This window comes from Candidatus Hydrogenedentota bacterium (assembly GCA_016791475.1).
In the GTDB taxonomy this organism is placed as follows: domain Bacteria; phylum Hydrogenedentota; class Hydrogenedentia; order Hydrogenedentales; family JAEUWI01; genus JAEUWI01.
Genome location: JAEUWI010000010.1, coordinates 42,456 through 56,611, shown reverse-complemented (window position 1 = coordinate 56,611; position 14,156 = coordinate 42,456). Strand labels below are relative to the sequence as shown.

General features: G+C 59.7%; 9 protein-coding genes and 1 pseudogene. 3 read left to right on the top strand and 7 right to left on the bottom strand.

What is annotated here, in order from left to right:
- Window positions 1–18 precede the first annotated feature (18 nt).
- Window positions 19–1,068 (bottom strand): DUF1624 domain-containing protein, encoded by a 1,050-nt coding sequence (locus JNK74_07390; GenBank protein MBL7645998.1) that lies wholly within the window; start codon window positions 1,066–1,068, stop codon window positions 19–21.
- An 80-nt stretch (window positions 1,069–1,148) separates the two neighbouring features.
- The gene (locus JNK74_07385; GenBank protein ID MBL7645997.1) at window positions 1,149–2,966 is read right to left on the bottom strand and encodes a hypothetical protein; all 1,818 of its coding nucleotides are present in this window, start codon (window positions 2,964–2,966) and stop codon (window positions 1,149–1,151) included.
- A 170-nt stretch (window positions 2,967–3,136) separates the two neighbouring features.
- Here JNK74_07385 and JNK74_07380 point away from each other — a divergent pair, with 170 nt between their 5' ends.
- A complete protein-coding gene (locus tag JNK74_07380) occupies window positions 3,137–4,129 on the top strand; it encodes a hypothetical protein (GenBank protein MBL7645996.1) in 993 nt (330 codons plus the stop codon).
- A gap of 375 nt (window positions 4,130–4,504) precedes the next feature.
- Here JNK74_07380 and JNK74_07375 read toward each other — a convergent pair whose 3' ends face one another.
- From JNK74_07375 to JNK74_07360, 4 genes are all read right to left on the bottom strand, one after another.
- The gene (locus JNK74_07375) at window positions 4,505–5,608 is read right to left on the bottom strand and encodes a PilT/PilU family type 4a pilus ATPase (protein MBL7645995.1); all 1,104 of its coding nucleotides are present in this window, start codon (window positions 5,606–5,608) and stop codon (window positions 4,505–4,507) included.
- On the bottom strand, window positions 5,605–6,855 hold the full coding sequence (gene ftsZ / locus JNK74_07370) for a cell division protein FtsZ (GenBank protein MBL7645994.1): 1,251 nt from the start codon (window positions 6,853–6,855) through the stop codon (window positions 5,605–5,607). Before ftsZ ends, JNK74_07375 begins: the two co-directional genes overlap by 4 nt.
- Before the next feature lie 76 nt (window positions 6,856–6,931).
- Window positions 6,932–7,726: an FtsQ-type POTRA domain-containing protein gene (locus tag JNK74_07365; protein ID MBL7645993.1), complete on the bottom strand. Its 795-nt coding sequence runs from the start codon at window positions 7,724–7,726 to the stop codon at window positions 6,932–6,934.
- Window positions 7,723–9,156, bottom strand: coding sequence for a UDP-N-acetylmuramate--L-alanine ligase (locus JNK74_07360; GenBank protein MBL7645992.1), 1,434 nt, complete (start codon window positions 9,154–9,156; stop codon window positions 7,723–7,725). Before JNK74_07360 ends, JNK74_07365 begins: the two co-directional genes overlap by 4 nt.
- A gap of 582 nt (window positions 9,157–9,738) precedes the next feature.
- Here JNK74_07360 and JNK74_07355 point away from each other — a divergent pair.
- A pseudogene (locus JNK74_07355) lies at window positions 9,739–10,074 on the top strand (DUF1559 domain-containing protein).
- Window positions 10,075–11,728: 1,654 nt separating this feature from the next.
- Complete coding sequence (locus JNK74_07350; GenBank protein MBL7645991.1) at window positions 11,729–13,186, top strand: hypothetical protein; 1,458 nt, start codon at window positions 11,729–11,731, stop codon at window positions 13,184–13,186.
- A gap of 323 nt (window positions 13,187–13,509) precedes the next feature.
- On the opposite strand, the gene JNK74_07345 is transcribed toward JNK74_07350, so the two are convergent.
- Complete coding sequence (locus tag JNK74_07345) at window positions 13,510–14,151, bottom strand: ATP-binding protein (protein MBL7645990.1); 642 nt, start codon at window positions 14,149–14,151, stop codon at window positions 13,510–13,512.
- Between the last annotated feature and the right edge of the window lie 5 nt (window positions 14,152–14,156).

Genomic DNA, 14,156 nt, shown 5'->3' with positions numbered 1-14,156 from the left:
ACCCTGTCCCTATGGGGTTTATATCTTCACGAAGATCTTGCGTTGTTTCATCCACCAGGCGAGTCCGGCGATGGCTCCGTAGAAGGCGATGAAGAGGGGGATGCCGGTGGCGCGGGTGAGGCCTTCGATTTCGAAATCTTCGAGGGTATTGAGCACGAGGGACTGGAGGATGTAGATGAAGAGGGGGTTCATGCCGAGGGCGGTGAAGGTGGGGATTTCGAAGCCGACTTTATCGCAGATCAGATAGAAGATCAGCAGGGTGAGGAAGCAGAGGCCGGTGGACCATAGGGGGAAGGGTGCGGTCATGAGGTAGGCCGTGGTGGGCCATTCGGGTTTGGCCTCGCCCCAGGGGATGTGGATGAGGTAGCCCGCCACGCACAGGCCAATCCCCCACGCCAGGCAGCCGCTGATGAATTTCTTTTCATCGCGCGCGGCGAGGAGATCATAGGCGAGGGAGCCGAAGAGAAGCATCATCACCCAGCTCAGAGGTCCAAGCGGACCGCCATTGAGGGAGACCTCGAAGAGTTCTTCCCACTGGGGAATGGCCCGGATCAACAGGGGCACGGGCGCGGCGTTGTCGCCGGTGAAGCTGATGGCGCGAGTGACCCAGTCGCCGTAGATAGTCCAGGAGAACATGGCCTGATAGATGCCAAGGTAGACGAAGGCGGCGCCGATGCGGATGGCGGGAGCTTTGTCGATGAGAAAAAGGGCCAGCAGTCCGCAGAGGCCAATATCGGTGAGGGCGTCCCAGAGCCATCCGCCGTAGATGGTGAAGCCGATGAGAACGAGGACGGTGAATCGCTTGGCCATGGCCCAGCGCGCTTCGGAACTACCGACTTTTTCGGCGCGATTCAGCCAGGAAAGGCGCATGCCCATGCCGACGACGAAGAGGAAGAGGGGCGCGATGGTGTCGGCGTAGGAGAACCAGTCGCGGTGGTGGCTGATCTGCTCGGTCTTGAAGTTGAAGTAGCCGCTGGCGTTGACGACAAGCATGCCGAAGATGGCGTAGCCGCGGAGTTGGTCAACAGCGGTGATGCGGTTCGGGCTGGCAGACGGTTTTTCGGACATGACAGGGCCTTTCATCGGATTGCACCGGGCATAACGTGACATATTGGCACGCCCCAATACAATGACCAGCGGGGGCGCGATCAGGATTCGGGCAGTACACCCATGAGGTCTCTGCCGATGCTTGCAAAGAATTCGCTATGACCGGTTGCCTGGTTGTAGCGGCCGGTGACGGTGTCGAAATGACTCCAGCCGGGCCAGACGCGAATTTTCGCGGGGTCGGCGAGGGTGTGGGCGTTGATGAGGTCGTGATCGAGCTGGATCGGCGCGCGGGGCAGGGTCCACCCGGCGACTTCGCGGGTCTGATAGATGAAGCGGTCCTCACGGCCGTCGAGCATGAGCTGGCTCTGAAGGGGAATGAAGCCGTCGCCCACGCGGTAGGGGCTGAGGGGCCAGTCGCCCCCTTCAGACGCCACAATTCCCATGAGCACGTTTGCGATGCGGAGGCCCGTGTTGTTGATGAGGCTCTCCCCGGTAGGTGTGACGCCGTCGTCGGCGCGCCGAAGCATATCGAACCAGCCCCGGTTTCTGTCGAGGTAACTGCCGTAGAGGAAGCACTTGTCCGCATAGCGGTCGCCCCGGGCGCGCGGAGTGATATGCTCCAGGCCGCCGCACCAGGTGCCCAGGGGTTTCTGGGGCTCGAAGGTGGTATCTTCAATGCCCGGCAGGTTCCGCGCCCCGGTGACGTTGGCGTCGCGGGCGGAAAGAACGCGCTGGCTTCGGCCGCTGTCGCGGGTCCAGGTGGTGAATCGCGCATAGGGGAGGCCGCCCGCGCCACCGGCGTCGTAGTTGCCCCAGCCCATATCGAGATCGCACTGGGACCCGCTGGAGAAGAAGGTGGTGGACATGATGTTTTCAACGAGGCGCTCGTCGATGCCGGGATTCACCAAACCGATGCGTGAGGCCGTGTGGCGCATCCATTCGGGCGTGGCCCAGGGGGTGCCCATGTTGGGGCCGCCGATGAGGATGGCCGCCAGGACGCGGTCGCCGTATTCGGGATAGTTCACCATGAAGGCCCGGGCTTTGAGGGCACCGTGGCTGTGGGACATAAGGGCGATGGGACCCTCTGCCGGAAACCAGTAGCGCTGGCCTTCGGTTTCGACACCATCCACGGCGGCCTTTTCGAGGAGGCGATAGAGGTAGGCGATGATACTTTCCTCGAAGCGGGGACAGGCGGGATCAAAGCCGATGGGCGCGTCGATACCGTCGGTGTGCTGGATGTAGTTCCAGACCTGGTAGTGGCTTCGAAAATCGGCCGCTTCCGGGCTGAAGCGTACCCAGTGGATGAACTCGTGCCAGCGGTCGATGCCGGTGCCGTGAATCAGGAGGAGAGGAATGGGGCCGTTGGCCTCGGCGGGGGCTTCGCGGACGACGCGCCAGTACCATTTCAGGGCGGGATCGTCCACGGGCTCGGGCGTCTCGGGAAAAAGAAGTTTGCCTTCGCCGGGCGCTGCGGGCTGGTGGACGACGAAGCGACCGGGTGCGCGGACGGCAACCTTCAAGTAGTCCCCCACGCGCTGGGAGGCCTCGGCGGGCTCAACGAAGAGGCCCTTTTCCACGCGGCGGTAGACGACGACCTCGTTGCCATCCTGGGGCAGTGGAACAAAGAGGTGGAGGGGATCGGGGCCCTGTCCGGAGACTTCAACATAGTGCGCAATACGCGCTCCCTCTGGAATCTCACCTTGGAGAGAGGCGGGATCGATATTGGCGAGCGCGATGCCTTTCCCGGAGCCGATTAGTCCCGAAGTCGTGGTGGCGCGCAGGCCGAGGGTGTCCGCCCAGGCCGCCTGGGCGGCGGCGACGGAGGGTCCCTCCCCCTTGAGCGTGCCGCGAAGGGCCGCGTCAATATCGGTGACGGCCCCGAAGAGTTGGAGTAGACCGAGGAGGGTCGCGTTCAGCATGCTGGGATTCGTTCTCCGAAGGCTCCGGTTCCACGATGAATATGTTTGCGGCGAGGGAGTACTATAGACACGGAAGAAATTTGACGCCATTATGCCACTTGCGGACATCGGACCGGTAAGGGGCTGGCTGGGGTATGAACGCGGCGCTTCGCCGCAGGAGGGCGTAACTCATGAAGAACTTGATAATGGCTGGCGGTTGGATTGTGGCGATGGTGCTGGTGGCGCTGCTCGTATTGCAGCAGCAAAAGCTGTCGTCGCTGGTTAGCCAAGTAGCCGAAAATGATCGGCTAACGGCTTCACTGGCGGAGTCATCCGCGAAGGTAGCCGCACTGGAGCAACAGCAGACGACGCTGCAGGAGAAGATTGCGACATTGGAGAAAGGCACGCTTGCCGGAAGTGTCGAGCCGGAGAGCGCGAGCCCGGAGATCGATCCGACCGCCTTGCTCAAGGGACTCTTCAATGCGGGTAAAGACGCCTCGGCAGGCGATGGCGCGGCGCCGGCGGAAGGCGACAAGTCGGCCAATCCCTTCGCGGCGATGTACGAGGGCGAGCGGGGCCAGGCCATGATGGACGCAAGTCTCAACATGGCGGTGGACATGCAGTATGGGCAGCTCTTCACCGAGCTGGGTCTTGACCCCGAGAAGGAGGCGGCCCTGCGGGAGGTCATTTCGAATCACCAGCGTGCGGCCATGGAGGGGGGCATGGCGATGATGCGGGGCGAGCAGAAGGCGGAGGATTTGACGATGCCCTCCGAAGAAGATCTGATGGCGAGCGTTGCGGAGGTGCTGGATGCGGATGAACTTGAAAAGTTCAACGCCTATCAGGAGGCGCTGCCGGAAAAGATGCTGCGCCAGCAGATGGAAATGCAGGTGGGCATGTTTGCGGGTGGCCTCTCAGAGGAGGCGCGTGCGGTGACGGTGGACATTCTGGTGGAGAATCTTCTGCCGCCCGATGGCGACAATGGGATGCCGGGAAGTGCGGAGGGCATGAACCGCATGGAGGAGGGCTTTGAGAATGCGCTGGTGCAACTGGACGAGGCGCTGGCCCCGGAAGACGCGGCGCGGGTGCGACGCTTCATCGAGCAACAGCAGGCGAGTATCCGGATGTTTTCGGACATGATGAAAAAGCCGGAAGACGATCCGGCGGCGCCGGCCGCGCCATAGGCGTTCAGGCATGGATACCCGTGATTCTTGAAAGAGAGTCAGCCACAAAATATCGCAGAGAGCGCAAGGAGAGTATAGTCTTTGTATCGCTCGAATGGCTGAAAAAAGATCTTCTCCACGAAGGCACGAAGCACACGAAGAGAACAGAGGCAACGGCTTTGCGGGGATTCGGAGGTCTTTCAGTCACTGTTGGCGAAATTTCTTCCTGATAAATTGCACGCAAAGGCGCGAGGGCGCAAAGACAATTGATAAGTGAACTCAATTTGATCTTGCTTGGACTGCAGGGGTAATCAACGTTGAAGAACGCGTTCTTCCCTCTTTTTTCTTCGTGCTCTTCGCGGCCTTCGTGGTGGAAGATGCTGTTGCGTCCAATACCTACTTCAACAAGCCACCGCGTCCCGAACTGAGGCGGATCCCCTGAACGATCATCTTGAGCTCTTCGGGGTTGTCGGATATCTCGACGGCGGTGTCGATGGTGATGAGGTCTTTCTTGATAAGCTCGTGGAGACTCTCATTGAAGCTGATCATGCCGGAATCGCGGCCGTTGCTGATGGCGGTGTCCATCTGCGTGATACGGTTTTCCTTGATGAGGGCCTTGATGCCGGGGTTGGTGAACATGATCTCGCAATTGGGCACGCGACCGCCGCCGCTCGCCCTGGGGAGAAGGCGCAGGCACATGATGGCGCGCAGGTTCATGGCGAGCTGGGCCCGGACCTGATCGTGCTGGTTGGAGGGGAATAGATCGATGATGCGGTCGATGGTCTGCATCACGTTGGTGGTGTGGAGCGTGCTGAAGACGAGGTGACCGGTTTCCGAGGCGCTGATGGCGGCCTGGAAAGTTTCGAGGTCGCGCATTTCGCCCACGAGAATCACATCGGGGTCCTGGCGCATCACGGCCTTCAGCGCGGAGGAGAAATCCTTGGTGTCGATGGTGACTTCGCGTTGGTTGATCACGGCGACGCGATCGCTGTGCACGTATTCGATGGGGTCTTCGATGGTGACGACGTGGCAGCGTCGATTGGAATTGATATGGTCGATAATCGCGGCCAGTGCGGTGGACTTGCCGCTGCCGGTGGTGCCGGTGATGAGGACGAGGCCGCGCTGCATGGTGGCGAAGCGCATGACCGACGGGGGCAGGTTCAATTGCTCGAAGGTGAGGATGCGGTTCTTGATGCGGCGCATGACCAGCGAAATCGTGCCGCGCTGACGGAAGATGTTGACACGGAAACGCCCCACACCCTTCTCGGTGAAGGCCATGTCCAGGTCGCCACGCTTCATGAAGTAATCTTTTTGCTCGGGACTGAGCAGCACATTGAGGATGCTGTCAATGTCCTCGTTCTGCAGGGTGTCGCCCTCCTGGGCGCCCATGAGGCCGTCGACGCGGAAATAGACGGGGCTTCCGGACTTGAGATGGATATCCGAAGCGTCTTTCTGCACGGCGCGCTGCAGCAACTTCACGAAGGTGGCACGATCCATCATTTGTTTTTCTTCTTCATGCGGTTCCGAAGAAACGCGGGAATGCCAAGATCCTCGTCGGGTTCAGGCGCGGCTGGCTTGCTTCGGGTCGATTCGTCGGGAAACAGGAATTGCTCCTCCGGCGGCGCGGGCATGGGGGCGGACTTTTCCTCCGCGGCCAGTGCGGCGGCGGGCTTTTCCTCCTTGCGAACGGTCTTGCGGCGCTCCCGGTCGGGGAGGGGCGGCGGCACCGAGGCCAGGTAGGTCTTCTTGCCATCGGAGGAGAGAAACTCCTCGGAGACGCCTTTGGGGAATCCGGCGGCGATGACGGTCACCTGCAGTTCGGGGCGCTCCTGCTCGTCGACTACGGCGCCAAAGATGATGTTGGCGTCGGGGTGCGCGGAATCCTTCACGGCGGTAACGGCCTCCTGGACTTCGCGCATGCCGATGTCGCAGCCGCCTTTTATGTTCACGATAACGCCCATGGCCCCATTGATGTTGGACTGTTCGAGGAGGGGGCAGACGATCGCTTCCTGGGCGGCGCGAATGGCGCGATCTTCGCCCTCCGCGGTGCCGATGCCCATGAGGGCGCGTCCCCGGGCCTGCATGATCGTGCGAACGTCGGCAAAGTCGAGGTTGATCAGGCCGGGGATGGTGATCAGTTCGGAGATGGCGCGGACGCCGTTGTGGAGCACTTCGTCCGCGTTCTTGAAGGCGTTCAAGAGGGACATATTGTTCTGGCAGAGGGTGGCGACGCGATCATTGGGCACGACAATGAGCGTATCCACGTGTTTCTCCAGCTCGGCCAGGCCGCGGAGGGCCAGATTCATGCGCTCTTTGCCTTCGAAGCTGAAGGGCAGGGTCACGATGGCGACGGTGAGCGCTCCGTTCGAGGTGGCCTCCTGGGCGACGATGGGCGAGGCGCCGGTGCCGGTGCCGCCGCCGAGACCGGCGGTCAAGAAGACCATATCGGCGCCGCCGAGGACTTCTTTGATGCGCTCGCGGTCTTCTTCCGCGGCGCGTGCGCCCACGCCGGGCTGGGCGCCGGATCCGAGACCACCGGTGAGTTCCACGCCCACCTGGAGGCGGGTACCGGCGGGCGAATTCTTGAGGGCCTGGGCGTCGGTGTTGATGGCGATGAAATCGACGTCCGACAGGCCGGCCTCGATCATGCGGGTGACGGCATTGCCGCCGCCGCCGCCGATGCCGCACACCTTGATGACGGCGCGCTGGTCGAAGGATTGAAATTCATCCGATATGGATACGGTCATGTAGAGAACTCCCCGTGCTCAGGGCGCCATGGTAGCACCCCGTTAAAGTCCGGCTCAACTAGGCCCATGCGGGCAATCATCGGCATACCAAGTCCTGATCGAAACGCAAATCGAGGTACTCCTGGCAGGGCAACAGGCCGCCCTTTTCCTTCCAGAGAATACTGAGGCGTTCGGCCTGCTTCTTATAGTCGCTGCGGCCCCAGCGCACTTCGTAGGGGGCTTCGTCCCAAATCATGGTGAGGTTCATGGGGCCTTCGGCGGAAATTTCCGAGAGGTTGACCTCGGAGGCGATGGGCGCCTGCGAATAGGCCTCCCAGAGCTTGAGCGCCTCCTGGACCGCGGGCTCTTCGAGGCGGATACCGGCGCTGATGACGCCGAGTCCGGGCGCGTTGGTGATGAGGGGCTCGAGCACCGGCGCGCCCGGATCGCTTTCCTTGAGCACGACGCCGTCGCGATCAATCAGGAAGGCGCGGCGGCCCGCCAGGAGCGTGGCCGCGGCCTGGCGCTCGGTGAGGTGGATAATGAGGGTGCTGGGCAGTTCCCGCTGCACTTCGGCCGACGCCACATAAGGGATGGAGGCCACGCGCTTGGCCACGGCGGCCTTGTCCAGAAAAAGGAGGCTGTCCGCCGTGGTGATCTGGGTGGCGGCCACGACCTCCTCCGAGCTGACGGCGGTGTTGCCGAAAACAATGATGTCCTGGACGCGGTAACGGGGCGAGTTGATGGCGAAGTGATAGAAGGCGTAGACGAAGAGGGCGACGGCGAAGACGCAGAACCCGGCCTCGACAAAGAATACGGACTGGCGCAATCGCCGGCGAAACCCGCCGGAGCGGCGCCTTCCCGTCATGTGGGCGGCGACCAATGGCATCATCGATCTCCCAGGGCCGCGAGGAGCGGCTTTGCAATTCGGTTAATGTCGCCCGCGCCCAGGATGAGCACGAGATCCCCTGTTTCCAGGGCGGGCGCGAGCGCGCCCGGCACGGTGTTCATGTCCTTTATAAGTTCCACGTGGGGTGCGCCGAGGCGGTGGGCCGCATCCACGATCATACCGGCGTCGACGCCCGGAAGTGGGGCTTCGCGGGACGGATAGATCTCGGTGACGATGGCGCGATCCAGCGCGGAAAGTACCCGCGCGAAATCATCGCAGAAATACTTGGTCCGGCTGTAGAGGTGGGGCTGAAAAACGGCGAGCACGCGGCGGGGCTTAAGCCAGCGCACGGCTTCGAGCGTGCTTGCGATTTCGGTGGGATGGTGGGCGTAGTCTTCAACCACGGTTACGCCACGCACTTCACCGCAATACTGGAGGCGGCGCCCCACGCCATCGAAGTGTCGAATGCCGGCGGCGATGGCGGGAAAGCGCATGCCGAGACAGAGCCCGACGGCGCAGGCGGCGAGGGCGTTGCGCACATTGTTTTCGCCCAGCGCGTGCACGGTGATCGTGCCGAGGCGGCCGGTCTCGGGCAAGCGCTCGTCATAGCTGATCACATCGAAAACGGTGGCCGCGCTCTTCAGGCGATCCGCGATGGAGGCTTCGGGATCGGGATCGGCCAGGCGCACGTTGGCCGCCTGGAGAGAGTGGCCCTCGCCGAGGCCGTAGGTCAGCGTGATACTGTCCAGGTCCTTGACGATCGAGGCGCAGGCCGGATCGTCCCCGCAGAGGATGGCGTAGCCATAGAAGGGCACGCCATTGCAGAATTCGGTGAAGGCGCGTTTGATCTGATCGAGGGTGCCATAATATTCCAGATGTTCCGCGTCAATATTGGTCACCACGGCGATCGTCGGGTGGAGCCGCAGGAAGGAACCATCGTGCTCATCGGCCTCGGCCACGAGATAGGCGCCGGTACCCCAGCGCGCGTTCGTGCCGCTTCGGTGAAGAATACCGCCGACAATGCTGGTGGCCCCGATGTTGGCCACGTCCAGAATCGCGCTGATCATGGAGGTGGTGGTGGTTTTGCCATGGGTGCCGCCGACGGCAACCGCATTGGGTTTGAGCCGCATGAGATCGGCCAGCAGGTCGCTACGGTGCATGACGGGGATATTGCGCGAACGCGCGGCGCAGATTTCGGCGTTGTCCGCGGCAACGGCGGCGGATACGACAAGAATTCCGGCATTTCCGATGTGCTGGGCGCTGTGGCCCTGATGGAAGACGAGTCCGAGCGATTCGAGTCGTGTGGTGATGGGTGAAGGGGCGAGATCGGAGCCAGAAACCTCATAGCCGAGGTTCAGGAGAATCTCGGCGAGTCCGCTCATACCGATCCCGCCTACCCCGACAAAGTGCACACTTCTCTTCTGACCGGTCATGCTCGCCTTCCAATACACCATATGTAGTATCACGGCCTATCATATCAGAAGTGCGACCACAAATAAAGGGGTCTGATCCGCGCGATCCCGCCGTTCAATTCACCATTGACGTTGCCTATGCGGAGTATTGCATATTTTTTTCACAGCGGGTTCCCCACGCGCTGAATTGCGTTGCCGATCAGGCTTTTTTCGGAGGTATGAACGCGTCCAGAGCCTTGTCGCACAAGCACTTGGGGTGGTATGACGGGGCAACTAATATTTTGCTTTACTTTTGAAAAAAAGATGCTATACTAAGCCATTCTCCGCAAGAGAAACACGGAATGACATGTGTGGTTTCCTCTGGCCGGTTGGGTACCGCCAGACCGCAGTGACAACTGGGGAGCTACCGTCTTCCGTCCAGTCGATTATATGGTCGTACCACGCGCAAGGTCGAATCAGTGCGTGGGGTGTGGCCCTGTAATACACTCAGTTGAAGAACATTACTCATAACCTTTGAAAGGAGGTATTTCGCTCTCACAGTAGCTATTTGAGTCATACCTGCACTGGTCTTCAATTCATCTAATCTTTAAAGGAAAGAGAGTTATGACAACCCTTAGACGTCCGAAATCGAAGCGTGGCTTCACCCTCATTGAATTGCTGGTAGTTATTGCCATCATCGGTATTCTTGCCGCCATCCTGCTCCCCGCTCTGGCCCGCGCCCGTGAAGCCGCGCGTCGCGCCAGCTGCCAGAACAACCTGAAGCAGATGGGCCTTGTCTTCAAAATGTTTTCCAATGAGTCGGCAGGTGGTGTGTTCCCCCAGAACTACACCAACTACAGCAGCTCCGACACGGTAACGAGCGGCACGTGGTCCGACACGATTGACACCTATGCCATCTACCCCGAATACTTGACCGACTTGCAGGTACTTATTTGCCCGTCGGCTAAGGATGGCGGTACTGGCTCGGATGCCAACAACTTCCGCGTAATCAATGATGCGTGGGCTACTGGTGGTCCGAGCTGGGTGCCTGCCGCCATTCGCGGTGGTGCGGCTGTGACCCCGAATCCTTCCGAAGACGCGTGCCGTGCGCGCAACGCGTTTGCTGGCACCAAGGGCGGTTTCTCCGTTCCCGGTTGCTACATCCGCACTGAGTCCAGCTATGGATACTGGCCTTGGACCTTCGACAACAGTCACTTTGTGAACCAGGCTGATCCTTACAATTGGACGGTTCACGACTGGGGCAACATCATGGGCACTGCGGATTATACCCACAAGGTCAACACGATGTTTGATACCCTGACCGCGCTGGGTGCTGGCGTCGCTGGCGAATATCCGCCGAACTCCATCAATACCAACATCTCTATGTATCGCGTACGGGAAGGCATTGAACGTTTCCTGATCACCGATATCAACAATGCCGCAGGCAGCGCCAAAGCTCAGTCCATGGTTCCCGTCTGGTACGACATGCAGTTGATGGAAGAACCTGGCGATATCGAGTTCAACCACGTTCCCGGTGGCTCCAACGTGCTCTTCATGGATGGCAGTGTGCGCTTCATCAAGTACGGCGCTGACCCCAAGTCCCGTTCCGACTACATGCTGTCGCAATTGGTCTGCACGTATTATTGATCGGTAAGACCTTCTGACCGCTGGTGATGAGAGTCATCTCGCGGAGCAGAATGAGGGATACCACGAGGCCGAGGGCTTAACTTTCCAGCCCTCGGCCTTTTTTTATCAAGGGCGTGGTTTCGTCCCGTGGAAGCGGAAATGTGAACCTATCGACCTGTATGCTAACTGGCCATTGGTTCGCCGGGTCCGGAGGGGCTGGTGAATCAGATTCACCTCGTTCCGGTCGAATCGCCACGAGTGAAGTCGTCACCTGCTAAGTCTGATCTTCTTAGCACCGGTGTATCCAGTGAGTGTTTACCAAGATTAAGCTTTGGGTGGAATACATCTTCACAGGAACTATGGAGTGATAGACAATGTCGAACGATATATCGAATCTTCCTCCGCGCTCCACCCAAGCCTTGAAAATATTCGCTCTCATGGGCTGGTCTGTGCGGCGGCACCACAACAGTCACTGTGAGAAGCCCATCGAAGATCGAACGCTCTCCCGCCGAATTGGATTCCATACGTGGAATGTAGCAGTCGGAGTAACTACCGCTCTCTTGCTCCTAGTCTTAACACTGATAGTTGATCCGTTTTCGAGCTCATCACGCAGGCAGTTTCCGGTTCCCAGCGGGTTGGTAAATGAAGCCCCTTGGGCGCGAGCGAGAGCACACTTTGGACAGTCGTTTCCGTCATATCCCATGGAGGTTGCTCTGATCAAGGCACTAGGTCACTACGGTCTCCGATTTGACCCACTTGAGGGTCACGTGTGCCCCCCCGCTGTCTTGATCTGGTCTGGACACTTAGATGCTGACGGCAATCCACCGGAAGAAGCGGTTGTGTTGGGATTACTCGGGGGCACGGGTAGTATCTGGATTCCTCTGCCTGAGTCTCATATGCGTTCGCGGGGCCATTTGACGCTATACCTCAGTCTTGAGAATCGCACGGAAACCTACTCGTTGAGCAAGAGTCCAGAGGCGAACTTCAAGTGATGCCATACGACGAGACGCCCGAGGACAAGGCCCAAGCCCTTATTTTTGCACTGCTGTTGCTTATTTGTACTATGGCGAGCGCCGTCGCGTACTTTACTGTGTCCGAAATACTGCAACATACAATCCCTGTCATGGCGGAACTTGGCCGTGTGACGAGTTTGCTCACACTGCTTTACTTTCAAATGGCGGCGAGTTCAGCGGCCCTTTCGCGATTACACAATTCATTCTACCCGCTTTACAAGCACCGTCCGGCTATAGTTCTTGCTGCTTTCATGATGGGCATGCTTCATCTGGCGATTGTAGACACTGGTGAGCGTGGGGTTGATCTCACCGGTCTACTGGCGGATTACACAAGATTTGTTGTAGAACTATCCGAACAACGAACTAGTGTCAGCGAATTACCCTCTGAGGCTTTTGGCCTATTGGCACTATTTACTTCAGGGTTGATCGCGAGTACGGGATACCGCTATTGGCGCATACAAAGGACATCCGGAGTTTGGCGGGGCGTGCAGGCGCTCGTCTACCCTGCTTATGCCTCCGCCTGGATCTGGTTCGCACTGGGTGCTTATCAGTACGACTCAAATCCTGTCTACGAAACTCTGTTGATTGCTGGCCCGGTATCGTTCGCAATCACGCTTATCGTTGCACAAGCATTTTCCCAAAAGGCAGACAGCGTGCCACCAACGAGTGCAATACCGAGCGCTCTCAACAATAGAAATTCGTGTTGGGCGTCGATACGAAGAGATGGCCTGCCCGCTGTACCGGCGGGAACCGCAGCGACCATGATCGTATTCGTTGCAATCACGGGCGCGCTGGCAAGTGCGCCGCCAATGGTTAAAACGGCTTTTTCGGATGTATACTCCCGGACGGTGCTTCGCGGAATCTACACTTCTCGGCCTTTTCCTTCCATATACCTATCCCCCGATTGGAACGAAAACCCTAGTCTGGGCCAGTACGTATTACTCTGTGGCACCGGGCATCAGGGGGTTCCGTCGAATTGGCGGCAGTTTGACGACCTTCATGTCAGCGTTGAAGGTAGGATTAGATATCGTGGTACGACTGCGATGCTTGAGATGGAGGTAAGTACCCCGCCACTTCCTATCGGGGACACAACCACCGTCGCCGTGACCGCCCCGCAGGCGATTGGAGGGACGGTCAACTTCAGTGGAGAGCTTCTGTCAACGAAGTGCTATCTCGGTGCACACTGGTCATCTTCGGGACAATCGCGTCGTCGCTGCGCCATCGCCAGCCTAAAGGGTGGTGTTCCTCTCGGTGTCCTCACCGGCTCAAACATGGAAGGGCGTATAATACTTCTCGCAGGTCCGGCGGGCTCTACCCTCGAAATCGATGAAACCGTGGCGGGCAGGATCGTTGATGTGGAGGGCACAATATCTTCACGGCCGGGGTATTACTACGTGGAAGTCATATCACTCAAACTCCACGGTGCCGAATGAGGAAGGCCCGGCGACCTGAGCGTATATGGAGCCACGGGAGAAAATCCCCCTATCCATCAGGCGCGCGCGTTTACCCGGTTGAAGGCGAAGCGATTGCCTAAAAACCCGGAATTTTAGCAGTGCCATACATATTTCGGCACGAGTAGTCCATCGGAAACGGCGGATCGCGGCCGCTGATTTCGGCGTGGCGCGGGCGTCGTACTGGAGCGAGGGGAAGTCGCGTCGAACGCGCTTCCCCTCTGCATATACCGACGATTACGGCCACCGATTCCGAGCGAAGGCGGCCAGGCTTCGGAGCGCAGCGACGCGGGCGTTTCAATTGTCTATGAGTTCGTACCCGATGGCGCTTCGGGAATCAAGTTTTGGGCTCTTTTCTTTCGCATGGACTCCCCCTTTAGAGTGATGGCGTAGGCGTTGTGGATGAGTCTGTCAAGCAGGGAGTCGGCGAGTGTTGGGTCTCCGATGAGCTGGTGCCAGTGCTGGGTGGGTAGTTGTGCTGCGATGAGGGTACTCTTGCGGTCGTAGGGGTCTTCGACGACTTCGAAGAGGTCTTTTCGCTGTTCGTCGGTCAGGGGGCGGTGCCCCAGTCGTCGAGAATGAGGAGGTCGGTGCGGGCGAGGGCGCGCAGGAGGCGGTCGTAGCAGCCGTCGCCCCGGGCTATGGCGAGCTCCTGGAAGAGCCCGGGGGGCGCGGTAGTAGAGGACGCGGTAGCCCTCGCGGCAGGCGCGGTCTCCCAGAGCGCAGGCGATGTAGCTTTTGCCGGTTCCGGTGGGCCCGGTAATGATGAGGTTGTGATGCTTGCGCAGCCAAGCGCAGCCGGCGAGGGCGAGCAGGGCGACTTTGTCGATGCCGCGCGGCGTGCGCAGGTCGATGTCCTCGATGGTTGCGCTCTGGCGCAGTTTGGCGGCGAGCTTGTCCAGGGTCGGGTGAAGGAGCATGGGTGTGTGTTTCCTTTCTTGGTGCATGGGTG

Bases quoted from the DNA above. Each gene is read 5' to 3' on its own strand.
- JNK74_07380 (MBL7645996.1), top strand. From the start codon at position 3,137: ATGAAGAACTTGATAATGGCTGGCGGTTGGATTGTGGCGATGGTGCTG.
- JNK74_07360 (MBL7645992.1), bottom strand. From the start codon at position 9,156: ATGACCGGTCAGAAGAGAAGTGTGCACTTTGTCGGGGTAGGCGGGATC.
- JNK74_07365 (MBL7645993.1), bottom strand. From the start codon at position 7,726: ATGATGCCATTGGTCGCCGCCCACATGACGGGAAGGCGCCGCTCCGGC.
- JNK74_07375 (MBL7645995.1), bottom strand. From the start codon at position 5,608: ATGATGGATCGTGCCACCTTCGTGAAGTTGCTGCAGCGCGCCGTGCAG.
- JNK74_07390 (MBL7645998.1), bottom strand. From the start codon at position 1,068: ATGTCCGAAAAACCGTCTGCCAGCCCGAACCGCATCACCGCTGTTGAC.
- JNK74_07345 (MBL7645990.1), bottom strand. From the start codon at position 14,151: ATGCACCAAGAAAGGAAACACACACCCATGCTCCTTCACCCGACCCTG.
- ftsZ (MBL7645994.1), bottom strand. From the start codon at position 6,855: ATGACCGTATCCATATCGGATGAATTTCAATCCTTCGACCAGCGCGCC.
- JNK74_07385 (MBL7645997.1), bottom strand. From the start codon at position 2,966: ATGCTGAACGCGACCCTCCTCGGTCTACTCCAACTCTTCGGGGCCGTC.